The sequence below is a fragment of the Arthrobacter sp. Soil762 genome, from assembly GCF_001428335.1.
In the GTDB taxonomy this organism is placed as follows: Bacteria; Actinomycetota; Actinomycetes; order Actinomycetales; family Micrococcaceae; genus Arthrobacter.
On sequence record NZ_LMSG01000001.1, the window covers coordinates 924016 to 947454 of the forward strand.

Consider the following 23439-nt stretch of genomic DNA (forward strand, 5'->3'; position numbering starts at 1 on the left):
ACGAACGAACGAACCCTCCCCCACAGGATGTGAGAGAGGGTTCGACGTTCGCGCCCCAAAGGTGAGAGAGCATCCGGGGGGAGTCAGCCAACCGGGCGGTGCATCTCCACAGCTTCTTCGTGGCGCGGGCTGTTGGGGTTCATCAGCGAGTGCTTCCTGCCATAGAAGAAGTAGATGGCCAGTCCGACGACGAGCCAGACGCCGAACCGTCCCCAGGTTGCCAGTGGCAGCTGGGTCATGAGGAATCCGGAGGACAGGATGCCGAAGGCGGGCACCAGGGGCATCAGCGGCAGCCGGAAGGAACGCGGAGCGTCCGGCTTCTTGTAACGGAAGACGATCACAGCGAGGCAGACGACGACGAACGCGGCCAGGATGCCGATGTTGGTCAGGTCAGCCACTTCCTTGATCGGGAACACGCCCGCCAGGAACGCAGATGTGACGCCGGCGATCCAGGTGACGCGCTGCGGAGTGCCGTGCCTGTCTGTCTTGGCGAACCAGCCGGGCAGGAGCCCGTCGCGGCTCATGGAGAACCAGACGCGGGTGACACCCAGCAGGAAGGTCAGCATCACCGTGAGGATGGAGAGGACGGCGAAAACAGAAATGATGGTGGCGATGACGGGCAGGCCCACGCTGGTGAAGGCGGAAGCAAACCCGGCCTTGGGATCTATGTCCCGGTAGTTCTGCATGCCGGTAAGAACCAGCGTGGCGGCAACGTAGAGAAGCATGGCCACAATGAGGGAGAGCACGATGGCCTTCGGCATGTGCTTCTTGCCGTCGGTGGCCTCCTCCGCCGCAGTGCTCATGGCGTCATAGCCGAACACTGCGAAGAACACAGTGGCCGAGCCCGCAAGCACGGGGCCGAAGCCACTGGGCATGAACGGGTTGTAGTTGTTGGTGTCGATGTAAAAGACGCCCAAGCCGATGATGAACAGGATCAGGATGACTTTGATGGCTACGGCCACGAGTTCAAACCGGCCGAACGCCTTGGTGCCGCGCGACAGGATCCAGGTCACCAGGAGGCAGACCAGGATGGCGGGAAGGTTCATGATGCCACCCTTGCCCTCATCCGCCGTCGAAGTCATCCAGGCGGGCATATGAATCCCGATTCCGGACAGGAAGGCGTCGAAGTACCCCGAAATGCCAATGGCCACCACGGCCACAATGGCAATGTATTCGAGCAGCAGGTCCCAGCCGATGAACCATCCAATCACCTCACCCAGGGCAACGTAGCCGTAGGTGTAGGCGGACCCTGCGCGCGGAATCATGCCGGCGAACTCGGCGTATGACAGGGCAGCCGCGGCGGATGCGAGGCCGGCGATCAGGAAGGAGAAGAGCACCGCGGGCCCCACACCCGGTGCATCTTCGCTGCCTGCCGCCACCAGCCCGGCCAGGGAGAAGATGCCGACGCCGATAATGCCGCCGACACCGATGGCTGTGAGCTGCCAGAGGCCGAGGGACTTGAAAAGCCCGCTGTGCTTGTTCTCCACTTCAATGTCGTCGATGGGCTTGCGCCTCATGATCGATTGGGTCATGTCTTTAGTGCTCATCAGGAACTCCTGCTTGGGGTGCGACCCCGTCGCGGCGCCCTGTGAACGGACTGTGACGGGGGTAACTCAGGTACACCAGTATGCAAGTGCAATTGCGTTAGATAAAGTGACTACTTCTAACCAATATTCATTAGATTCATCAAGGAATGTGGCCATGCTCGATGTCCGACGCCTGCGGCTTCTCCGCGAACTGAAGATCCGGGGCACCCTGGCGGAGGTGGCGGAGGCACTGCAGTACAGCCCGTCGTCGGTCTCCCAGCAGCTTGCCCTGCTGGAAAAGGAAGTGGGCGTGGAGCTGCTCCGGAAGACGGGGCGGCGCGTGCAGCTGACGCCCCAGGCCGAAGTCCTGGTGGCCCACACCGCCCAGCTGCTCGAAACCATGGAGCAGGCGGAAGCGGATCTGGCGGCGTCGCTGACCACTGTCACGGGAACGGTCCGGATTGCGGTGTTCCAGTCCGCGGCCCTGGCGCTGATGCCGGACACGCTCTCGCGGATGACGGCGGAGTACCCGGAGGTGCGGATCGAAATGATCCAGCGCGAACCCGAAACGGCACTTCATGAGACGTGGGCGCGCGATTTTGACCTGGTCATCGCGGAACAGTATCCGGGCCACGCCGCCCCGCGTTACCCGGAGCTGGACCGCATCAAGCTGACCACTGACGCGATCCGGCTGGCCGTTCCGCCGGCGGCTCCCGGCCGGCCGCCCATCACGTCGCTGGAGGATACTGCCGCGCTGCCCTGGGTAATGGAGCCCCGCGGCGCGGCCTCCCGACACTGGGCGGAGCAGGCCTGCCGGAGTGCCGGATTCGAGCCCGATGTGCGCTTCGAAACAGCGGACCTGCAAGCGCAAATCAGGCTGATTGAGTCCGGAAATGCCGTGGGGCTGATGCCGGACCTCGTCTGGACGGGGCGGGGCACAACCGCCCGGCTGCTGGATCTGCCGGGGCATCCGCGCAGGACCGTGTTCACGTCGGTGCGCCGCGCCAGCGCGCAGCGGCCCGCCATCCTCGCCGCCCGCGAGACGCTGGCCGCCACCGCCATCTCAGTAGCAATGACGGGCGACGGCGGCGCATCCAGTTAGGTGCCGGATGGCCCGGTCACCTGCGGGTAAGCCGGGGAAACAGTCTCCGCCGGCATGTTCAGTGCGTCACAGCGCGATCGGGGTGCCGGCGCTAGACTGGGCGGGTTATGAATCGCACAATGTTCAAGTCCAAAATCCACCGGGCCACCGTCACGCACGCCGACCTGCACTACGTAGGATCGGTCACTGTTGACCTGGACCTGCTGGATGCTGCCGACATCCTTCCCGGCGAGCTCGTGGCCATCGTGGACGTGACCAACGGTGCGCGCCTGGAGACCTATACCATCGCCGGCGAGCGCGGCTCGGGAGTCATCGGCATCAACGGTGCGGCCGCGCACCTGATGCACGAGAACGACATCGTCATCCTGATCACTTACGCCCAGATGACCACGGAAGAGGCCAACGCCTACGCCCCGAAGGTTATCCATGTGGATCAGGACAACAAGATTGTCCAGATCGGCAACGACCCCGCCGAGTGCCTCACGCCGGGCCTGATGCGCCCGCCGTTCGCCCTTAACAACGCCGCCCTGTAGCCGGAGCGTGAGCCCGGGCAGACACCGCCGCCGCAGCCTTGGAGACTTTTCTTGGTAGGCGTGTTGCAGGGCTTCTTTGTTGTCTGGTTCATCATCATGGTGGGCTGGTTTGTGGGCCGCCAGCGGATCCTTGGCGACAATGCCCGCCAGGTCCTCAGCGGCCTGACCTTCTTCGTAGCCAGCCCTGCCCTGCTCTTCGAGACCCTCAGCAAGGCGCAACTGAGGGAAGTCTTCGCGGAACCGCTGCTGGTCACGGCAGTCTCCGCCGTCTGCACCGCCCTTGTCTTCTTCAGCATCGTGAAGTTCGTCCTGAAGCGCGCGTTGCCGGAAGCCCTGATGTCCTCGATGGCCGCCTCCCTCGCCAACTCCGCGAACCTTGGCATCCCCATCGCCGTCTACGTCCTGGGCGACGCCAGCTACGTGGCGCCCCTGCTGATCTTCCAGCTGGCGTTCTTCACGCCCATCTTCCTGATGATCCTGGACGCCAGCACCAGCTCACACCGCACCACGCCCTGGGGATTCATCCTGATGATCCTGCGGAACCCGATGATTGTTGGCTCCGGCCTGGGCCTACTGGTGGCAGGGACGGGCTGGGAGGTACCGGCCCTGCTCCTGGAGCCGATCCACCTCATTGGCGGTGCCGCGATTCCGGCAATGCTGATCGCCTTCGGCATGAGCCTGAACGGCAGCCGGCCATTGCAGGCCGCCACCGGCAGGCGTGCTGACACCCTCCTGGCCAGCGCCTTCAAACTTGTGGTCCAGCCGGCCATCGCCTACGTTTTTGCCCGCTTTGCCCTTGGTATGGACGGCCCCGCCCTGTTCGCGGCCGTGGTGGTGGCATCCCTCCCCACGGCGCAAAACGTCTTTGTGGCGGCCAGCCGCTACCAGACCGGCATCACCGTAGCCAAGGACACCGTCCTGATCACTACGGTGGTGGCGGTACCCGCCATGATCGGCGTCGCCCTGCTGCTTAACTGACGCCAGACCTGAGGAGCCCTATGGAAACCATCCTGGATACTGTTGTGATCGGCGGCGGAGCAATGGGCTCTGCGGCCGCCTGGGCGTTGGCCCGCCGTGGCCGCCAGGTCACGCTGCTGGAACAGTTCGGCCCCGGCCACCACAACGGGGCATCGCACGGCAGCACCCGCAACCTGAACCCGGGCTACCACCGGCCGGAGTACGTGGCGATGCTGGCCGAGGGGCTGGCGCTGTGGGAGGAGCTTGAGCAGGACAGCGGAGAGCTGCTGCTCACGCGCACGGGGATCGTCAACCATGGCCCGGATCCGCGGCTAGCGCTGGTGCAGGCGGCGCTCATCGAGGCAGGCCTCCGGGCGGAGTTCCTGAAGCCGGAGGAGGCCTCCGAGCGGTGGCGCGGCATCCGCTTCGGCCAGCAGGTCCTTTACATGCCCGACGGCGGCCAGCTGAATCCCGAGGCGGCGCTCCCCGTCTTCCAGCGGCTGGCCGCAGCCCGCGGCGCCGAGATCCGGCACCACACCCAGGTGGTGGGGCTGAAAATCATGGACGACGGCGTCCGGCTCACTTTGGCGGACCGAAGCCCTGGCGCCTCGTGGCGGACAGAGGTGGTCACTGCCGCGCAGGCCGTGGTGACGGCCGGCGGCTGGACGGAGAAGCTGCTGTCCGGCGCGGCCGGAAGCGGGAAGCTCAGGATTCCCCGGCTCACGGTCACCCAGGAGCAGCCGGCACACTTCCGCATTGCCGACCAAGGAGCGGTGTGGCCCGGCTTTAACCACACGCCGGGACCTGGACCGGCCTACCAGGACTGGTATTCGCCCGTCTATGGGATGCACACGCCGGGCGAAGGCATCAAGGCCGGCTGGCATGGCGTCGGCCCCGTGGTGGATCCGGACCGGCGGTCCTTCGTCCCCGAACCGGTGCAGCTCTCGGCCCTGCAGGACTACGCCCGGACCTGGCTGCCCGGCGTGGACGCCGAGTCATTCGAGGCCATCAGCTGCACGTACACCACCACGCCGGATGAGGACTTCATTCTCGACAGGGTCGGTCCGGTGGTCATCGGCGCCGGCTTCTCCGGGCACGGCTTTAAGTTCACTCCCGTGGTGGGGCGGATCCTCGCGGACCTGGCCACCGGGACCCGGCCCGCCCCGCAGATCTTCTCCGCGTCGCGCTGACGCCGCGGCGCAAAGCGCGAACGAACAGTTGGGCCCCTCCCGGCCGGGCCTCGTGAGACTAACGCCTTCGCTGCTACCCGCGCCGCCGCTGCCATTGCACCGCGTGCCAGAAAAGCAGGCAAAAGACGAAGGCAAGTCCAATGAGAATCGTGTGGGGCGCAAAAGTCATCATGAGGAACGAAATGGCGGCCGGCCCGCTGATGGGGCCCGGATTGAAAGCCCCGTTCGACAGAACCCAGATGCCGCCACCGACCAGCATGGCGGCCAGCAGCCACAACACGGCGATGAAAGGATTGATGGGCAAGTGAGGGCCTTCACGGGACGGCTCCTGCGCAGCCGCTGGCGCGCCGCCCTCAGGATTCCCCTCCTGGTCCACTTCCCGAAAGCTGATTCCGCTTGCTGATGGCTGCTTCATGTTTCCCCCAAAGACCTGCAGCACGTCGTGCTGCTGTGTGCTGCCAACCCTATCGTCACTTAGGAGACATGCCTTAGGTCCTTTTTTGCCTCCGGCTTGTGCCGGTCCAGGATCCGGGCGCAGCGGATGAATCCCAGGTGTGAGTAGGCCTGCGGGTGGTTCCCCAGGTGCGTCTCCGTACTGGGATCGTATTCTTCGGGCAGCAGGCCGGTGGGGCCGAAGAGGTTCACCAGCTGGTCGAACAGGTCCCAGGCCTCCTCGATCCTGCCCACCGCAACGTAGGCCTCAATCAGCCAGGTGGTGCAGATGTGGAAGCCGCCCTCCAAACCCGGCAGTCCGTCGTCGTACCTGTACCGGAACACGGTGGGACCCACCCGCAGTTCCCGTTCCACGGCGGTGACAGTGTCCAGGAACCGCTGGTCGGTGACATCCAGCAGGCCGGAGAGCCCGATGTGCAGGACGGCTGCATCCAGGTCGGGGCTGTCGTAGGCCACCGTGTAGGACGCGGCCGAGTCATCCCAGCCTTCGTGCAGCACTTCCTCCCTGATGGTCCGGGCGGTGGGTTCCCACGACGGGTCCGGCGCCCTGCCGTGCCGGGCGGCGGTGCGGAGTGCGCGGTCCAGGGTCACCCAGCACATCACCTTGGTGTAGACGTGGTGCCGCGGTGGGCGCCGGGCTTCCCAGATGCCGTGGTCCGGCTCGTGCCACCGGGCCAGGACGGCGGCCGCCATCTGCACCAGCAGGTCCCAGTGCTCATCCTCGAGGGCACGGTTCCGTGAGCTGACGCTGTGGATCAGTTCTGCCACCGGCCCGAAGACATCCAGCTGGACCTGGTGGTCCGCGGCGTTGCCGATCCGGACCGGCCGGGAACCCGCATACCCGGGCAGGCTGTCGATAACGGCTTCCGTGGACAGCGGAGCCCCCGTCACCGAGTACAGCGGATGCAGCCATTCCGGGCCCGGCGCATGCTCAAGGATCCGGCCCAGCCAGCTCAGGAACCCGGCCGCCTCCGCCGTCGAACCCAGGTCCACCAGCGCGTTCACCGTCATGGACCCGTCCCGCAGCCAGCAATAGCGGTAATCCCAGTTCCGTGTGCCGCCGATTCCCTCGGGCAGGGACGTGGTGGGCGCGGCCAGCACGGCACCCGTGGGCTCGTGCACGAGGGCCCGGAGAACCAGCGCTGAGCGGCGGACCAGCGATGGTTTGACCGAGGGCAGCTCCAGTTCCTGCACCCAGCGTCGGGAATGGAGCGCCACCCCCGCCCGCCGGTCGGCTTCCCCGCCGGGGTGCGCCTGCGCAGGTTCGGTGTCACCGCAGCGCAGGTTGAGGACCACCGGGCCGCCCTGGAGGTTGACCGAAGCGGTGGCGGTGGCGTGGAGGCCGTCCGAGGTGATGGCGAAACTGACGCCCGGGGCAAACAGGAAGATGGGATCGGAGGTTCCCACCACGTGGAGTTCGTCGCCGCGGGCTTCCATGCTGAACGGCGCATTGGCGTAGTCCGGGCGGGGCGCGAAGACGATCCTGGCGCCGCCGGTGCCGGAGAGTACCCGGACCAGGCTGGTGATCCCTTCCGGGGCCGGCTCCAGGTAGTCCGTGACGGTCACGTCCGCCCAGCGCGTCTCCACGATCATGGTGCTGTCCACGTAGCGCTGGCCCAGAACCTGCGAGGCCTTGACCGGCTCAACGGTGAAGTGACCGGCCGCGTCCCCGCCCAGGATGTGGGCGAACAGCGACCCTGAATCCGGGAGCGGGTGGCTCATCCAGCAGACCTTGGCATCCGGCGTGACCAAAGCGGTGGAGGATCCGTTGCCGATCATCGTGTGGCGTTCCAGCCCTACGGCGTCCTCGCCGAAAAGCCAGGCCCGCCGCAGCTCGAACAGGAGGGCAAGGACCCGGGCGAAGGATTCCGGGTCCCGCAGCCGGTGCGAAGCCCGGGTCTCCCCCTGCCCCACGCGCAGCCCCAGGTCCGGGCCGCGGAGCGTGGCGATGGCCAGTTCGTCGCTGTGGGCGTCCCCGGCGTACAGCGCAGCACTCGCGCCCAGCCGGGACCGGAGATTTTCCAGGGCGTCCGCCTTGGCGGGTTCGATTACCGAGAGGTCCAGTACCGAACCGTCCACGATGAAGAACAGCCCATGGGCCTTGGCGATCTCCCGGGCCGTTTCCGTCACCACCTGCACCACCGCAGGCGAGGCCGGCCGGGTGTGCACGGACACGGCCACCGGTTTCCGCTCGATCCAGATGCCCTCCTGGAAACCCACGGCCTCAGTCAGTGCGGTGCCTACCTTGTGGAGGGTGGCTTCGGTGGCGAGGTCCTGGACGTGGGCGAAGGCCATGTCCGACTCCGCCCCGTGCGATCCGATAAGGTGCACCTCCGCGGGCAGCCGTGACACTGCGGCGAGGTCACGCAGCGAGCGCCCTGAGATGACGGCGGCATGGGTGTTGGGCAGGGCGGCCAGGGCGCGGAGCGCGATCGCAGCGCTCCCCAAGGGAAGGGTCTCGGTGGAGATTCCCTCCGCATCGCACAATGTTCCGCCGTAGTTGCAGGCCACCAGCAGCCCGGGGACGCGGGCCAGGACCTTCAGTTCTGCCAGGAGGGTGGGCGTGAAACCTTCGTCCGCCAGGTCCGACTGGATGAAGGTCCGCAGCATGCCCAGCGGCAGCGACCTGGTCAGCAGGGCGGAATCCGCCACACTCTGGTTCAACGGCGTAGCCATGCGTGCACTCCTTCAGCAGAGCCTGGCCCGGAAAGGCCGGAGGGGCCGCACACCATCTTTCCGTCTGGCGGTTTCGCCTGAATGTCCCCGCTATTGCCACCTTGTAAAGTCCGACGGCGGGTCCGCCCTCCGCCGCTGGCCTCACGTCACGCCGTGTCACGCAGGGCAGGCTTTAACGCCCGACGACGGCGCCCCGCCGCGCGAATCCGCGGCAGGGCGCCGTCGTGCTTTCCAAAAGGGTGCCGTGCGTGACGCTGGTCCGCCGGCGGTGAGCCTCAGCCGGCGGTCAGCGTCCCGCAGTCAGCCCGAAGCCTCAGCCGGCCGTCAGAGTTACTAGGGTGAAGCCGCCCGGGGCCACGGTGACGCGCCCGGACGTGCTGCCGGCGTTGTCCGTGGAGCCCTTCACCGGCTGGCCGGCGGAGTCGTACTGGCGCTGGACCAGCACAAACCCTGCCGGCACGCTCACCTGCTGCACGGTAACGGCTGTCGCCGCGCTGACGTACAGCGTGGTGTCGCCGCCGGAGCCGGAGACCCGCACCGTGGAGATCAGCGGCTGGACCAGGAGTGCGTCCAGTGCCGCCTGGCCGTCGGTGCTGGCGGTGACGGAGGTCAGGCCAGCTCCCAGGGCCCGCCGGAGGGTGAACGGGATGAGGATGCCGGGTGCGTCGGTGATGCCCTGCGCGCCTGCCCCGCCGTTGGACGTGGTGCCCAGCAGGCCCTTGGCCGATGTCCAGGTGGTGGTGCCCGAGGGCGCGATCCCCTGATTCACGATGGGGAATATGTTGCTGGGCTGGTCTGCTGCGGGCAACGGGATGGAAAGACTGCCACCAGCGCCCAGGTCAACATATGCCCCGCCGGAGATATTCGCTTCGCCGGTCCAGGACGACGGCGGCCGTACCACGGTGCCGTTGCCCGTGATGGTGCCGGCCTCGGCTTCAACGACGTTGAGTCCGTTGGTCCCTTCCGTCACGCTGATTCCCAACGCCTTGGCCCGGAGTTCCGGGTCGGCGTCGAGGGCCAGCATGGTGAGCAGTGCGTGGATGGTGGATTCGGCGCCGGAGTTGGGGTTGATCCGGCCGTCCGTTTCGATCCCGTCGATGGCCGTGCCGGTGGCGGGGTTGTACGCGGGGGCGCCGTTGGGGTTGGCGCCGAAGAACCAGCCGGCAGCAATGGCGGCCACGTCCAGGAGGCCCGGAGCGTCCGCGGCTTCCGCCGTCGCCACCAGGCTTTGGACGCGGGAGTCCACGCCGTACGCGATCTGAGCCTCGCCGGGAGCGGGGCTCCAGGCGTTGTCCGGTCCGCCCGCTGCGAGCAGCTGCGGGGTGAACTGGGCGGTGTCCTTCACGGCTGCCGTCAACATTTCGGGCCGGTCCAGGACGGTGGACGCGGTGGCCACAGCGGCCGGAGCCATGCCGCCCCACGCGTGCCAGAGGCTCTGGGACTTGTTCCACGGCATGATCGCGCCGAACGGCCATTGCGTGGCCGAGCCGGAAGACATCGCGGCCACGCCCTCGCTCAGCTGGGACAGCGCGGTGGTGGCCATGGCGTCGGACGGAACGGTCTCCACATAGGCGGCCAGGCCCAGCACGGCCTCGGCGGAGGCATCCGCGCCGCCGGCGATGAGCCAGGCCGGAACCTGGACGCCGTCGGCGGTGTCGAACGTGCCGTACTTGGCGAGGGACTGGCGGTTCAGGGCACCCAGGGAAAGGTGCAGCCTGTCCTGCAGGAACGCGGCAAACTCCGGATCGGACTCTGCAAACCCGGCGAAGCCTTCGCCGAGGGCCCAGACCGTGCGGGCCAGCCAGTAGGATTCCGCGGAGTCGGAGGGGTCGGGCAGCTCCACGGGAATGGCGCTGGGGTTCAGGCTGCCGTCCGCCTGCTGCCAGAGGACGACGTTGCCGGCGTTCGGGCCGTCCACTGTCTGCAGGTAGGTCAGCGCACGAAGGTTCTGGAAGGCGTGCTCCTTGCTCGCCGGGTCCCCTGTCTGCTTCCAGTGCCGCAGGTACACCACGGCGGTGCGGGCAATATCGTCCGCATTGTAGGCGCCCTGGGTCCAGTCGCCGGTGGCCGGGTCGAGGTTCCCGCCGCCCACACGGTCATAACTGCCGTCGTCGTTCCTGTCGGCGTAGGTCCACGGCGCTTCAGCGTCGGGGTCCTGCTCCAGCTGGTAGGTGGTGTGCCCGGCCACCGGAGCCAGCGGAACCGTGTCCAGCAGGAAGTCCAGGTGGTCCAGGTTGGTCAGGCTCCCGCCGTCGGCCAGTGCAGGCGCCAGGACGGGTGCCGCCGGTGCAGTGTGCGCACTGACGGACGACGGCGGCGCGGCAGGGGCCGCCGTGACGGCACCGGCCTGCAGCGAAACAGCCAGCAGGGAGACGGCCACGGCCGCCACCACCGGCCGCGTGGCCTTCGGTGAAGCCGTCACCGTCAGACCCTGTCCAGTTTGGCCACACCGATTTTGGAGTCCGCCATCCCGTAAAACACAAACAGCTGGTCGCCGATTTTTTCGATCGCGGTGGGGAACACCACGTTCGGCACGATCCCGGAGATCTCGTCCTCGGTTTCCGGCGCCAACAACGGCTTGTCGCTGCGGGCGATGACCTTGGACGGGTCCTCCGCGGACAGGATCATGGCCGCGGCGGTGTAGTTGACGTTCTGCTGCTGCTCGAAGGCGGAGGCGGCCATCTTGCCGGCCACGCCGTGGTGGATCAGGAGCCAGCCTTCGTCCACGCGGATGGGGGGCGGGCCGCCACCGATCTTCAGGTCCTCGAAGGGGAACTCGCTGAGGGCCACCAGTCGGTGCTTGCCCATGTGGACCAGGTTGCGCAGGTCGCGTTCGACGTCGGCAACGGCCACGTAGGAGATCCAGATGCCGGGGCGGTTGTCCGTGACGCCGGCGGGCAGGTGCTCGCCTTCGCCGGGACGGATCCAGCCCAGGTCCCACATGGGGCGGTGCAGCATCGCGTAGGAGGGCACGCCGTCGGGATCGTTCACCGGCTCCGGGAAGAACACCGCATCCTTGTTCGGGAACAGGTTCAGGTCCATGGAGAGATCCGCCTGGTACTCGAAGAAGCACGGGCCAAGGCGCTCCCAGCTCCGGAGGTCCTCGGAGTGGGCGAAGGCGAGGCGGGGGCCCAGCGGGCCGTAGGCCACGTAGGTCATGAGGTGCTTGCCGAGGGCGGGCACCCAGGTGGTGCGCGGATCCTCGGTGCCGGCGTTGTTCATGCCGCGTTCCCAGCCCTCGTCCGGAGCCAGGACCACGCCCTCACGTTCCACGCCGGTGGGCACGCCGTCGTCGTTGATGACCACCTTGGCGAGGCCCACGCGGGACACGTTACCGGTGGCCACAAGCCGCGGCAGCAGGTACAGCTCGCCGTCCGGGCCGCGGCCGCTGGCGGGGTTGAGGACGCCCTCGGCCTCGAAGTCGTTGCCGGGCTCGGGGGTCATGATAACGCCCGCGCGGGTGAGGGTGAACGGGACAGTGGGCAGTGCTGGAGTCTGGGGGGAGGTCATTGATTAGCCCTTTACGCTGGAACCGATATTGGTGGAAATGAACTGGCGCTGGAAGAAAATGAACAGCGCGACGGCGGGGGCCGCCAGGACGCAGGCACCGGCAAGGATGGCACCGAACGGGTTGCCGGCCTGGCCGGCGATGTTGGAGATGAAGTTGGCCAGTGAAACGGCCAACGGCTGCAGGGACTGCTCCTTGGTGACCAGGAACGGCCACAGGAACTCGTTCCACGGGCCGATGAAGGTCAGCAGCACGGCTGTGACGATCGCTGGCCGGACCAGCGGGATGGCGATCTGCCACAGGATCCGCAGTTCTGAGGCGCCGTCGATCCTTGCAGCCTCGAACAGGGTCGAGGGCAGCTGGAGGAAGTACTGGCGGAACACGAACACGGCAGTGGAGTTGATGGCGAACGGCAGGATCATGCCCAGGAAGCTGTCCGCCAGGCCGTAATCGCGCACGATCATGACGTAGAGCGGGATGAGCAGCAGCTGGAACGGGATCATCTGCACCAGCAGCATCATGCCGAACACCACGCCGCGGCCACGGAACTTCATCTGCGCCAGGGCATAACCCACCAGCAGCCCGAAAATCACCGTGAAGAAGATGACCCCGCCGGTGAAGATGCCGGAGTTGAGCAGGCCGCGGAACAGGTTGATGGACTCGTTGATCTGCACATAGTTCGCGCCGGTGATGTTGGCCGGGTTGGGAAACGCGCCGAATATCGAGGTGTCCGGGGCAGTCTGCAGCGACCCGATGAGCATGTAATAGAAAGGGAAGAGGAACACAAAGGCGCCCACACCCAGCAGGATGAAGCTGCCCACGCCCAGGTTGCGGCGCTTTTCGACGCCGGAGCCGGGACGCAGGACCGGTTCCGCTGGTTCCGGGAGCCGGCTGGCGTCGTCGTCGTTCTTGGCGTTTTGTGCGTTGGTGACGGACATGTCAGTCCTCCTTCCCGCCCACGAGGCGTTTCTGGATCAGGGCGATCAGCAGGACGCCGATCACCAGCACCACGCCCAGTGCGGCCGCGACGTCGGGGTTACCCTGCAGGAGGCCACGCTGGTACATGATGAACACCGGGGAGGCCGAGGCCCCGTCCGGGCCGCCGCCGCCGGTCAGCAGGTACGGCTCGGTGAAGAGGTTCGCGCCGGTGATGGTGGCCAGCAGCGTGACCAGGACGCTGGCAGGCCGGACGCCCGGAACAGTGATGTTCCAGAACTGGGCCCACTTGTTGGCGCCGTCCACGGACGCTGATTCGTACAGTTCATCGGGAATGTTCTGCAGCGCCGCGAGGTAGAGCAGGATGAAGAATCCCAGCTGCTTCCACGTCACGTACAGGGCCACGGTGGGCATGGCCAGCCACGAATTCACCAGCCAGGACGGGGCCGGCGCCAGCGGCCCCAGCAGCGTGTTCAGCAGCCCGTTTTGTTGGAAGAGGAACAGCCAGACCCCGACGACGGCGACGCTCGCCGTCACGTACGGGACGTAGTAGCTGAGGCGGAAGAACGTCTTGAGCCGGGTCACGCGGTTCAGCGCGTTGGCCAGCAGCAGGGACAGGGCCACCGTTAACGGGACGTTAATGATCATGAAAACGCCGATGTTCAGGAATGAGCGCTGGACTGCGGGGTCGGACAGGACGGTGATGTAGTTTTCGAACCCTACAAACGGCCGGTCCACCTTGACCCGCGGTGCCGTGAAGAAGAAATCGTGGAAGGAGATGTAGACGGCGTAGCCGAGCGGGAACGCCAGGACAGCCAGCACGTAGATGACGTAGGGGGCGCTGAACAGCAGGCCCAGCGGCTGGGGGCCCAGGAAGTTCTTACGCTTCCTGGGCACCAGCCGCCGGTCCGCCGGTCCACCAGCCGGTTTCCCCGTGACGGGGTTCCCACTAGAGGAGCGGAGTGACATTGGGGGTCACCGCTACTTCTGGGCTACCAGTTGGTTGATCTTGTCGGCCGCGGCCTTGAACGAGGTGTCGATGCTTTCGTTCCCGAAGATGACGGCCTTCGCGTAGGCGGTGCGGAAGGTCTGCCAGACTTCAACCGAGTTGGAGACGTTGGGGACCTCCACGGTCCGCGCAGCCTGAGCGGCGAACTGGGTGTACGCCGGGTTCTTGGCGAAGTAGTCCGCGTAGACCGTGGGAAGGTCCTTGCGCATGGGCATCTGGCCAGTGTCACTTAGCAGCTTGCCGTCCTGCTCCTGGCTGGTGGCGAACTTCATGACCTCCCAGGCGGTGCCCTGGTTCTCGCAGGCGGAGTACATGGCCACGTTCTTGGCGTCGGAGAAGGTTGACGTATCAGCCTTGGCCGCGGCCGCGGGTACCGGGACTGCGCCCCAGTTCACCTTGTCCTTGTAGGCGGCGATGGCCCACGGACCGGCCATGGACATGGCGGCCTTGCCTTCGGCGAAGGAGTCACCCTGGTAGACCTCCTTGGAGGCCAGGTTCTCCTTGTAGAGCGTCTCGAACATGGTGGCGACCTGCTTGCCCTCCTCGCTGTCGAACGTGACCTTGCCGTCCTTCACCAGCGGGGTGCCGTCGGAGTTGGCGGCGTAGAAGGAGTAGAAGTCGAACCAGGCCTGGAAGAAGTCACTGGCCGGTGATGGCCACATGGCGTTGGTGGCAGCACCTGAGGACACCAGGGTCCGGGCGGTGTCCAGCAGTTCCTGGTGGGTCCCCAGCTTCGGGTTCTCCGGGTCCAGCCCGGCCTTGGCGAACATGTCCTTGTTGTAGAAGAGGACTACGGGGTTGGACTTCCAGGGCAGCTGGTACATCTTGCCGTCCGCGGACTTGTACTGGTCCGCCAGGTCGCCGGTGCGGTCCTTGATGTACTGGAGCCCGTCCGGGAATTCATCCAGGGCCACCAAACCGCCCTGCTTCTGGAACTGCGGAACGGCCACAGGGGCGGTGTTGAAGACCAGGCAGGGAGCGTTGCCCGCGGTGATGGCTGCGCCGATGACCTCTTCGGAGCTCTTGCCGGCAGGGATCTCCTGCGCCTCGACCTTCTCCTCCGGGTGTGCGGAGTTCCAGGATTCCACCATGGCCTTGCCCCACTTAACCTCGAACTCGTTGTTGGAGTACCAGATCTTGATGGGGCCCTTGGCGGTGGTGGCGGAGCCGGAGCCGCCGTCGCCCCCTCCGCTGCCGCCGCAGGCAGCCATGCCCGCCCCCATTACGGTCAGGGCGGCCACTGACAATATTCGCGTGGCTTTGGTAAAGCGCTTCATTGCGACTCCTTGGTACTGGTCCCGGTGGGGATCTTTTGCTGGGTGATGTGCTTTTGGGCTTACTTTGTAGCTTGCTTGATGGTTCTGGATGGGGCGGGACCGGTGGAGGCGCGGACCAGCAGGGTAGGTGCCGGCAGGTCCGTATCCTCGCCGGAGTGGGTGCCGTTGAGCTGGTCCAGGAGGGCCTGCGCAGCAACTCTGCCCCAACGCATGGGGTCAGTGGCGATAGTGGTGAGGGGCGGGTTGAGGTACTGGGTGAACTCTGCATTGTCGTAGCCGGTGACTGACAGGTCACCCGGAACGCTCAGGCCCTGGGACTGGGCGAAGGACTGGCCGGACGTCGCCATGAGGTCGTTCGCATAGACAATCGCGGTGGGGCGGTCCGGCCGGCGGAGCAGTTCCGCGGTGGCTGCCACTCCCCCGGGGGCCGTGAAATCAGCCTCCGCGAACAGGTCCGCTGCCAGGCCGGCACGTGCCATGGCCGACTCCCAGGCCCGGCGGCGGCTGCGGCCGTGGATGTATTCCTGGGCGCCGCCCACATGGCCGATCCGGACGTGTCCCAGGGCGATCAAATGTTCGACGGCGGCCGTGATGCCGTCCGTGTCATCCATGGACACCGCCGGGAACGGTGAGTCGGCATCGGGCCTGTTGAGCGTCACCGCCGGCAGCTTGAGCTCGCGCAGCAGGCCGATCCGGGAATCGTTGTGCCGCACATCGGTCAGGATCACGCCGTCCACGCGGCCGCCGTCGGCCAGTTTGCGGTATGCCCGCTCTTCGGCGCCGGGGGCGGTGGCAACGCTCAGGACCAGCGTGTAATCGTGCTCGGCCAGCGTGATCTCGATGCCTGCAATAAAGGCTGGGAAGAACGGGTCCGTGCCGAGGAGCTTGGGATCGCGGGCCACCACCAGGCCCAGGGCGTAGGCCTTCGCGGAGGACAGGCCCTTGGCGCGGAGGCTGGGCTTCCAGCCAAGCTCTTTCGCGACCTGCAGGATCCGGCCCCGGGTGGCGTCGCTGACGCCGGGCTGGCCGTTCAGCGCATACGAGACAGCACCTTTGCTGACGCCGGCCGCGTGGGCGACGTCGCTGATGGTTACTGCCATGATGTGGGGCCCTTCGGGTTTCGGGTCCCGTGACTCACGCCACTGAACCGGTTCAGTAGGCTCTACTAAACCGGTTCAGTTGGTAGATGTCAAGGGCCCGCCGCCACATTGATGTTTTCCAGCGGCCGCATTGGTTCCGTCCTGGCCGGCCCCCGCCGTCACGCAGGGCTTGCTTTTGGAGTACGACGGCGGCGCCCACCGGGTGATTTCGGGGACCCCGCCGTCGGGCTTCTAAAAGGGTGCGCTGCGTGACGCGAGTGCGTCCCCGCTTGCCGGTGGCGCCGGACCTAGACCCGGGCGAGTCCGGCGGCCTGCGCCAGCAGCTCCACGGAACGGATCCTGGCTTCTGTGCCGGTGTTCTGGTGCGCCACGATGAGTTCGTCGGCGTCGGAGTGCTTGGCGAACCCGTCCAGGTAGTCGATCACCGCGTCCGGGGTGCCGATGGCCGAGTACGTCATCATCTGGGACACATGCTGGCCCTGCGGGGAGTCCAGGATCATGTCGGCCTCGTCGTCGGTGAACTCGCGCCCGCCGCCGAAAAACAGGGACACGCGGGCACGCTTGGTGGCCTGGAACGTTGCCTGCGCCTCGGCGGCAGTATCCGCGGCAATGACGTTGACGCCGGCGATCACATGGGGTGCGTCCAGCTGCGCGGACGGCTTGAATTCCCGGCGGTACACGGCCACGGCATCCTGCAGGGCGTTGGGCGCGAAGTGCGACGCGAACGCGTACGGCAGGCCCAGCTGGGCCGCGAGCCGGGCGCCGAACAGCGACGATCCGAGGATGTACAGCGGAACGTTGGTCCCCTTGCCCGGGGTGGCCTCCACGCCCTGGATCCGCGTGGGACCGGTCAGGTAGCCCTGCAATTCCAGGACGTCCTGCGGGAAAGTGTCCGCGGACATGGGGTCCCGGCGCAGCGCGCGCATGGTGTTCTGGTCGCTCCCCGGGGCACGGCCCAGGCCGAGGTCGATCCGGCCCGGGTGCAGCGTTTCCAGGGTGCCGAACTGCTCGGCGATGGTCAGCGGCGAGTGGTTGGGCAGCATAACGCCGCCGGCGCCCAGCCTGATGGTCTTGGTGTGCGCTGCCACGTGGGCGATCAGCACGCTGGTGGCAGAGGAGGCGATGGCGGACATGTTGTGGTGCTCGGCGTACCAGATCCGCCGGTAGCCCAGCTCCTCGGCCCGCTGCGCCATGGCCACGCTCCCCGCGAAACTCTCCGCCGCCGTCTGGCCTTTGCCGATGGTTGCCAGATCAAGGATGGAGAGGGGAAGCGTCACGTCGGTGCCGGCCTTTCAATGCGTTGCGTAGGGTGGCCGGCCGGGTCGCGGCGGGCACATTGTGGACAACGACGGCGGCGCCCGGGTTATTTCTGCGGCCTGCGGTGGCGTGGCCCACAGCCTCATTTGTGACCGCCGCGGTCGCCCGGTGAACTGCCGTTACTCCCGGTATCGCACCGTTTCGGCGGCCTTTGATCCCGCGCGCGTACTCCCGGATAGTTGCTGCCAAGAACACCGTTCCGTTCCGAAAATCAGCAACTTGCAAGGGGAAATCATGGCGAAAATCAAGACAAAACGGGCTGCAGCCGCAGCACTCGCAGCAGTCACCCTCCTGGCGCTTGCCGCCTGCTCGGACCCGGGCGCGACGGCGGCGACAGCACCGTCGTCGGGCTCTACGGCGAGCGCAGCAGGCAAGACGTTCAACCTGGCACCCGAGCAGAACCGCGTCAAGGTGACCGTGGATGCGAAAGCTGCCGCCCTGGTCCCCGACGCCATCAAGGCGGACGGCAAGCTCACTGTGGTGAGCACCGGCGGCACGGCCCCGCTGAGTCTTTTCGCTACCGACAACAGGACGCTCATCGGCAGCGAGGTGGACATCGCCTATGCGGTCGGCGAGACCTTGGGCTGACGGTTGAGGTGCTTCCGGTGGCCTGGGCCGACTGGCCGCTGGGCGTTGAATCGGGCAAGTACGAGGCAGTCCTTTCCAATGTGACCGTTACGGAGGCCCGCAAGGAGAAGTTCGACTTCGCCAGCCACCGCAACGACCTCCTGGGCTTCTACGCCAAGACCGATTCCACCATCGGCGAGATCAAGGAAGCCAAGGATGTTGCCGGCAAGCGCATCATCGTCGGCTCGGGCACCAACCAGGAAGCGATCCTGGTGCGCTGGGACGAAGAGAACAAGGCGAAGGGGCTGGCGCCGGTTGAGTTCCAGTATTACGACGACGACTCCGCCTCCACGCTGGCCCTCCAGTCCGGCCGGGCGGACCTGACGTTCGGCCCGAACGCCGGCGCGGCCTACAAGGCAGCGAAGGACGGCAAGACGAAGGAATTGGGCACGCTCAACGGCGGGTGGCCGCTGACCGCCGAAATTGCCTTCACCACGCAGAAGGGCAATGGCCTGGCAGTCGCCGCCCAGGCTGCGCTCAACCAGCTGATCGAGAGTGGCGCCTACGCCGAGGTTCTGGACCGTTGGGGCCTGTCGTCGGAGGCCATTAAGAAGTCCGAACTCAACCCGCCAGGCCTGCCCAAGAAGTAGGCCCGCCGCCAATGCATCGATTGCTCCGCAAATGCCCTTTTGCACCTCCAAAACGGCGGTGGGCCCACGCCGGCAGGGTTCCCTGGCCGAGCTTGCGAGGCGAGGGTGCCGGTGGGGAGGAGCACTCGATGCATTTGTGGGTTAAATTTGTGGGTTAAATGGTCGGGTGAGTGCCGAATTTTCCCTTCGTCCCAGCCAGGCCTCTGACGGCTCGTGGATCGCCGAGCTCCGCGCCGTCGTGATGCGTCCGGACCTTGAGCGGCTGGGCCGCTTTGACCCGGTCCGTGTCCGCGAGCGTTTCCTCAACGGGTTCGAGCCGGGGCACACCTTCGTCGTCGAGGTGGCTGGGCAGAATGCGGGCGTGATCGCTGTCCGCCCGGAGCCCGACGCGCAGTGGATCGAACACTTTTACCTGGCCCCGGAGCATCAGGGAAAGGGCCTCGGCGGCGCCGTGCTCCGGCAGGCCATGGACGGGTCCCAGGACCACCGGCCCTTCCGTCTGAACGTCCTCCAGGGAAGTGTGGCCCGGCGGCTGTATGAGCGCCATGGCTTTGAGGTGGAGTCGGAAGACGCTGTGGACGTCTATATGGCGGCGAAAAGTTAGGCAAACGGCAAAGACCCTCTGCCACGGATCGGACAGGTGTGTAGTGGTTGACGACGTCCACCTCTTCCGCAAAGTGCGCTCCTGGCGGGTTTGGCAATAGTCTGGCCAGATGGGGACAAATACAGTGAACTCCGGCGAACAGATTGACAGGCAGTCGCGCATTCTCGAAGCGGCGCTCGATCTGCTGTCGCGCCACGGCATCTCAGGTGTGAGCATGCGTGCCGTGGCCCGCGAAGCCGGCGTCGCACTGGGCCTGGTGAACTACTACTACGACGATAAAACGAGCCTGATCCGGGCGGCCCTGCACCGGGTGGACGAGCAGGACCTCCAGCTGGTGGCCCGGGACCCCTCGTTGACGCCGGACGAACAGCTCCGCAAGGCCCTGCGGCGGGTTGCCGGCGCCGAGCTGCTGACCACCCGGTACCTGTCCCTGCGCCTGCACCTGTGGGCGCTCGCCCAGGCCGACGAGGGCTATGCCGAGATCAACGCCGCAGCCTTCGACCGGTACCTCGACGGCGTTGCCGCGCTCGTATCCAACGCCAAACCCGAACTCTCCTGGGAGGAATGCCGGGAGCGGGCAGCGGACATCGTCGTTATACAGAACGGCATGTGGCTGACGTCGCTTCTAGGCGTGGACAACGCCTCCATCCAGCGCAGCATCGCCCGCACGGAGGAGATCGCCTTCCTCCCGAGCCGCGGGAGTTCCAGCGGGGACGCAGCACTCAGGGAACTCTAAATCACACGCCGCACGGCAGTGCAGTAGCGCGCGTCACATTTGAACGAGTGTTCAAGAAAGCATTGAACACTCGTTCAACTTCAATTACTGTCCTCCGTATGACTTACGCCACAACGTCCCATGACGCGACAGCATCCACCCTCTTCATCAACGGCTCGTGGGAGCCGGCCGTCTCCGGCGCGGTGCGCCACATCCACAATCCCGCCGACGGCGAGCTGGCCGCCACAGTGTCAGAGGCCGGCCGGGAAGATGCCGGGCGGGCCATCGCTGCAGCCCGGGCAGCCTTCGACTCCGGCGTCTGGGCTTCGGTACCGGCACCCGAGCGCGGCACTTTCCTGCTCAAGGTCGCCGCCGAACTGCTCCAACGCCGGGAAAAGTTCGCCCGCGCTGAATCACTGGACACCGGGAAGCGGATAGCCGAAAGCCGCATCGACATGGACGACATCGCCGCCTGCTTCGAATATTTCGGACGGCTGGCCGGACAGCAGGCGGGCCGCATGGTCGACGCCGGGAACCCCGCCGTCGTCAGCAAAATCGTCTATGAGCCTGTGGGCGTCTGCGGCCTCATCACGCCGTGGAACTACCCCCTGCTCCAGGCCGCCTGGAAGATCGCACCCGCGCTGGCCGCAGGCTGCACCTTCGTCCTGAAGCCCTCCGAGCTCACCCCGTCCACCGCCATCCTGGCCATGCAGCTGCTGCAGGACCTCGGTCTGCCGGACGGTGTCGCCAACCTGGTGACGGGAGCCGGCGCGGAGGCGGGGGCACCGCTCTCCGAACACCCCGACGTCGACCTCGTCTCCTTCACCGGCGGACTGGAAACCGGCAAGCGCATCGCCGCGGCCGCAGCCGGCACTGTGAAAAAGGTGGCGCTGGAGCTCGGCGGCAAGAACCCCAACGTGGTGTTCGCCGACGCGGACTTCGACGCCGCCGTCGACAATGCCCTGAACGGGGCCTTCGTCCACTCCGGGCAGGTCTGCTCCGCCGGGGCGCGGCTGGTGGTGGAGGAATCAATCGCCGAACGCTTCGTCGATGAGCTGGTCCGCCGCGCACAGGAGATCCGGCTCGGTGGCCCGTTTGATGATGCTGCCGAAACGGGGCCGCTGATTTCCGCGGCCCACCGGGAGAAGGTCAACGCCTACGTCCAGCGCGGCATCGCCGAGGGCGCGCGGCTGCGGTGCGGCGGCGCTGCGCCTGAGGGAGAAAAGTACGACGGCGGCTTCTACTACCAGCCGACCGTCCTGGACCACGTCCAAACGGGCATGTCCGTGGTGGTGGATGAAGCCTTCGGCCCGGTGGTGACTGTTGAGACCTTCCGCACCGAGGACGAGGCCGTGGAAACTGCCAACGACACCATCTACGGGCTGGCCGGCGCGGTCTGGACCCAGGACGCCGGCAAGGCGCAGCGCGTGGCATCCCGGCTGCGGCACGGGACGGTCTGGATCAACGACTACCACCCCTACCTGCCCCAGGCCGAGTGGGGCGGCTTCGGCCAGTCCGGCGTTGGCCGCGAACTCGGGCCGACCGGCCTGGCGGAATACCAGGAAGCCAAGCACATCTACCAGAACACCAGCCCCCAGGTGACCGGCTGGTTTGCTGACCACGGCAAGGAGAACTAGGTGCATTACGACAACATCGACGACGTCACCGACCGCGGGTTCGACTACGTCGTCATCGGCGGCGGATCCGCCGGGGCGGCAGTGGCCGCGCGGCTGAGCGAGGATCCGGACGTGTCCGTTGCGCTGGTGGAGGCCGGCCCGGATGACCGCGGCCTGCCCGAGATCCTGCAGCTGGACCGCTGGATGGAGCTGCTGGAATCCGGCTACGACTGGGACTACCCGGTGGAACCGCAGGAGAACGGCAACTCATTTATGCGCCACGCCCGCGCCAAGGTCATGGGCGGCTGCTCCAGCCACAACTCCTGCATCGCGTTCTGGGCCCCGCGCGAAGACCTGGACGAGTGGGAATCCAAGTTCGGCGCAACGGGTTGGAACGCTGAAACCGCCTGGCCGCTCTACCAGCGGCTGGAGACCAACGAGGACGCCGGCCCCGCCGCGCCGCACCACGGTGACTCAGGCCCCGTGCACCTGATGAACGTTCCCCCGGTGGATCCGGCCGGCGTCGCGCTCCTGGACGCCTGCGAACAGACCGGCATCCCCCGGGCAAAGTTCAACACCGGAACCACGGTGGTCAACGGCGCCAACTTCTTCCAAATCAACCGCCGCGCGGACGGCACCCGCTCCTCCAGCTCCGTCTCCTACATCCACCCCATCATGGAGCGCGAAAACTTCACCCTGCTGACCGGCCTCCGCGCCCGCCAGCTGGTGTTCGACGCGGACAAGCGCTGCACGGGCGTGGACGTGGTGGACTCGGCATTTGGCCGGACCCACTTGCTCACCGCCCACCGTGAGGTCATACTTTCCACCGGCGCCATCGACTCACCCAAGCTGCTCATGCTCTCCGGCATCGGCCCGGCAGCGCACCTCGCCCAGCACGGGATCGAGGTCCTGGTGGACTCCCCCGGCGTAGGCGAGCACCTGCAGGACCACCCCGAGGGCGTGGTGCAGTTCGAGGCCAAACAACCGATGGTCCAGACGTCCACGCAGTGGTGGGAGATCGGCATCTTCACCCCCACGGAGGAAGGCCTGGACCGCCCGGACCTGATGATGCACTACGGCTCCGTCCCGTTCGACATGAACACCCTGCGGCACGGCTACCCCACCACGGAGAACGGCTTCAGCCTCACCCCGAACGTCACGCACGCCCGCTCCCGCGGCACCGTCCGGCTGCGCAGCCGCGACTTCCGCGACAAGCCCATGGTGGACCCGCGCTACTTCACGGACCCGGACGGCCACGACATGCGGGTCATGGTGGCCGGCATCCGCAAGGCACGCGAAATCGCCGCCCAGCCCGCCATGGCCGAATGGACCGGCCGCGAGCTCTCGCCGGGCGTCGAGGCGCAGACGGACGAGGAGTTGCGGGACTACATTCGCAAGACCCACAACACCGTGTACCACCCGGTGGGGACAGTGCGGATGGGCCCGACCGACGACGGGATGTCACCTTTGGATCCCGAGCTGCGGGTCAAGGGCGTCACCGGATTGCGCGTCGCGGACGCCTCAGTCATGCCTGAACACGTCACCGTCAACCCCAACATCACCGTCATGATGATCGGCGAGCGCTGCGCCGACCTGATCCGTGCCAGCCGGTCCGGCAGCGTGACGGAGGAAGAGGTGCAGCTCAGCGCATCCTTCGCCTGAGGATCAGGCCACACCACTATCGTGCTTTTCTGATTGAGGAG

18 protein-coding genes and 1 pseudogene are annotated in these 23439 nt (G+C 66.6%); 9 read left to right on the forward strand and 10 right to left on the reverse strand.

The genetic code is table 11. From position 1 onward, the window contains the following. Nucleotides 1-83: 83 nt before the first annotated feature. Nucleotides 84-1547 (reverse strand): amino acid permease, encoded by a 1464-nt coding sequence (locus ASG77_RS04355; RefSeq protein ID WP_056341381.1) that lies wholly within the window; start codon nt 1545-1547, stop codon nt 84-86. A gap of 154 nt (nt 1548-1701) precedes the next feature. Here ASG77_RS04355 and ASG77_RS04360 point away from each other — a divergent pair, with 154 nt between their 5' ends. The 4 genes from ASG77_RS04360 to ASG77_RS04375 all read left to right on the forward strand — a co-directional run bounded on the left by ASG77_RS04360 (nt 1702) and on the right by ASG77_RS04375 (nt 5308). Further along, on the forward strand, nt 1702-2628 hold the full coding sequence (locus ASG77_RS04360) for a LysR substrate-binding domain-containing protein (RefSeq protein WP_056341383.1): 927 nt from the start codon (nt 1702-1704) through the stop codon (nt 2626-2628). 107 nt (nt 2629-2735) lie between these two features. Further along, nucleotides 2736-3161: an aspartate 1-decarboxylase gene (panD, locus tag ASG77_RS04365; protein ID WP_200950623.1), complete on the forward strand. Its 426-nt coding sequence runs from the start codon at nt 2736-2738 to the stop codon at nt 3159-3161. Nucleotides 3162-3212: 51 nt separating this feature from the next. Then, on the forward strand, nt 3213-4139 hold the full coding sequence (locus ASG77_RS04370; protein ID WP_056341388.1) for an AEC family transporter: 927 nt from the start codon (nt 3213-3215) through the stop codon (nt 4137-4139). 20 nt (nt 4140-4159) lie between these two features. After that, nucleotides 4160-5308: an FAD-dependent oxidoreductase gene (locus ASG77_RS04375; RefSeq protein WP_056341389.1), complete on the forward strand. Its 1149-nt coding sequence runs from the start codon at nt 4160-4162 to the stop codon at nt 5306-5308. A 73-nt stretch (nt 5309-5381) separates the two neighbouring features. Here the strand turns inward: ASG77_RS04375 and ASG77_RS21680 are convergent, their stop codons facing one another. The 9 genes from ASG77_RS21680 to ASG77_RS04420 form a co-directional block, all read right to left on the reverse strand. Further along, nucleotides 5382-5747: a hypothetical protein gene (locus ASG77_RS21680; RefSeq protein ID WP_156380167.1), complete on the reverse strand. Its 366-nt coding sequence runs from the start codon at nt 5745-5747 to the stop codon at nt 5382-5384. Nucleotides 5748-5782: 35 nt separating this feature from the next. Continuing rightward, on the reverse strand, nt 5783-8437 hold the full coding sequence (locus ASG77_RS04385; protein WP_056341394.1) for a trehalase-like domain-containing protein: 2655 nt from the start codon (nt 8435-8437) through the stop codon (nt 5783-5785). A gap of 313 nt (nt 8438-8750) precedes the next feature. Then, nucleotides 8751-10859: a hypothetical protein gene (locus ASG77_RS04390; RefSeq protein ID WP_235564296.1), complete on the reverse strand. Its 2109-nt coding sequence runs from the start codon at nt 10857-10859 to the stop codon at nt 8751-8753. 2 nt (nt 10860-10861) lie between these two features. After that, entirely contained in the window at nt 10862-11947 is a 1086-nt protein-coding gene (locus tag ASG77_RS04395; RefSeq protein WP_056341396.1) for a glycoside hydrolase family 130 protein, read from the reverse strand. Between the two features lie 3 nt (nt 11948-11950). After that, the gene (locus tag ASG77_RS04400) at nt 11951-12883 is read right to left on the reverse strand and encodes a carbohydrate ABC transporter permease (RefSeq protein ID WP_082575821.1); all 933 of its coding nucleotides are present in this window, start codon (nt 12881-12883) and stop codon (nt 11951-11953) included. A 1-nt stretch (nt 12884) separates the two neighbouring features. Continuing rightward, a complete protein-coding gene (locus ASG77_RS04405; RefSeq protein WP_056341398.1) occupies nt 12885-13850 on the reverse strand; it encodes a carbohydrate ABC transporter permease in 966 nt (321 codons plus the stop codon). Between the two features lie 12 nt (nt 13851-13862). Further along, nucleotides 13863-15167, reverse strand: coding sequence for an extracellular solute-binding protein (locus tag ASG77_RS04410; RefSeq protein WP_082575822.1), 1305 nt, complete (start codon nt 15165-15167; stop codon nt 13863-13865). 59 nt (nt 15168-15226) lie between these two features. Next, a complete protein-coding gene (locus ASG77_RS04415; protein ID WP_056341399.1) occupies nt 15227-16267 on the reverse strand; it encodes a LacI family DNA-binding transcriptional regulator in 1041 nt (346 codons plus the stop codon). 287 nt (nt 16268-16554) lie between these two features. Beyond that, a complete protein-coding gene (locus ASG77_RS04420) occupies nt 16555-17544 on the reverse strand; it encodes an LLM class flavin-dependent oxidoreductase (protein WP_056341401.1) in 990 nt (329 codons plus the stop codon). Nucleotides 17545-17818: 274 nt separating this feature from the next. Between ASG77_RS04420 and ASG77_RS04425 the strand changes: the two are divergent. The 5 genes and pseudogenes from ASG77_RS04425 (at nt 17819) to ASG77_RS04445 (ending at nt 23398) form a co-directional block, all read left to right on the forward strand. Next, nucleotides 17819-18801, forward strand: a pseudogene (locus ASG77_RS04425) (ABC transporter substrate-binding protein). 166 nt (nt 18802-18967) lie between these two features. Continuing rightward, entirely contained in the window at nt 18968-19405 is a 438-nt protein-coding gene (locus ASG77_RS04430) for a GNAT family N-acetyltransferase (protein ID WP_056341402.1), read from the forward strand. A 109-nt stretch (nt 19406-19514) separates the two neighbouring features. Then, nucleotides 19515-20141: a TetR/AcrR family transcriptional regulator gene (locus ASG77_RS04435; RefSeq protein WP_056341404.1), complete on the forward strand. Its 627-nt coding sequence runs from the start codon at nt 19515-19517 to the stop codon at nt 20139-20141. A gap of 98 nt (nt 20142-20239) precedes the next feature. Next, nucleotides 20240-21757: an aldehyde dehydrogenase family protein gene (locus tag ASG77_RS04440; protein ID WP_056341406.1), complete on the forward strand. Its 1518-nt coding sequence runs from the start codon at nt 20240-20242 to the stop codon at nt 21755-21757. Continuing rightward, nucleotides 21758-23398, forward strand: coding sequence for a GMC family oxidoreductase (locus ASG77_RS04445; RefSeq protein ID WP_056341407.1), 1641 nt, complete (start codon nt 21758-21760; stop codon nt 23396-23398). Nucleotides 23399-23439: the final 41 nt, after the last annotated feature.

Excerpts from the sequence above, each read along its gene's own strand:
- ASG77_RS04355 (WP_056341381.1), bottom strand. The coding sequence starts at position 1,547 with ATGAGCACTAAAGACATGACCCAATCGATCATGAGGCGCAAGCCCATC.
- ASG77_RS04360 (WP_056341383.1), top strand. The coding sequence starts at position 1,702 with ATGCTCGATGTCCGACGCCTGCGGCTTCTCCGCGAACTGAAGATCCGG.
- panD (WP_200950623.1), top strand. The coding sequence starts at position 2,736 with ATGAATCGCACAATGTTCAAGTCCAAAATCCACCGGGCCACCGTCACG.
- ASG77_RS04375 (WP_056341389.1), top strand. The coding sequence starts at position 4,160 with ATGGAAACCATCCTGGATACTGTTGTGATCGGCGGCGGAGCAATGGGC.
- ASG77_RS04385 (WP_056341394.1), bottom strand. The coding sequence starts at position 8,437 with ATGGCTACGCCGTTGAACCAGAGTGTGGCGGATTCCGCCCTGCTGACC.
- ASG77_RS04395 (WP_056341396.1), bottom strand. The coding sequence starts at position 11,947 with ATGACCTCCCCCCAGACTCCAGCACTGCCCACTGTCCCGTTCACCCTC.
- ASG77_RS04400 (WP_082575821.1), bottom strand. The coding sequence starts at position 12,883 with ATGTCCGTCACCAACGCACAAAACGCCAAGAACGACGACGACGCCAGC.
- ASG77_RS04405 (WP_056341398.1), bottom strand. The coding sequence starts at position 13,850 with ATGTCACTCCGCTCCTCTAGTGGGAACCCCGTCACGGGGAAACCGGCT.
- ASG77_RS04410 (WP_082575822.1), bottom strand. The coding sequence starts at position 15,167 with ATGAAGCGCTTTACCAAAGCCACGCGAATATTGTCAGTGGCCGCCCTG.
- ASG77_RS04415 (WP_056341399.1), bottom strand. The coding sequence starts at position 16,267 with ATGGCAGTAACCATCAGCGACGTCGCCCACGCGGCCGGCGTCAGCAAA.
- ASG77_RS04435 (WP_056341404.1), top strand. The coding sequence starts at position 19,515 with ATGGGGACAAATACAGTGAACTCCGGCGAACAGATTGACAGGCAGTCG.
- ASG77_RS04440 (WP_056341406.1), top strand. The coding sequence starts at position 20,240 with ATGACTTACGCCACAACGTCCCATGACGCGACAGCATCCACCCTCTTC.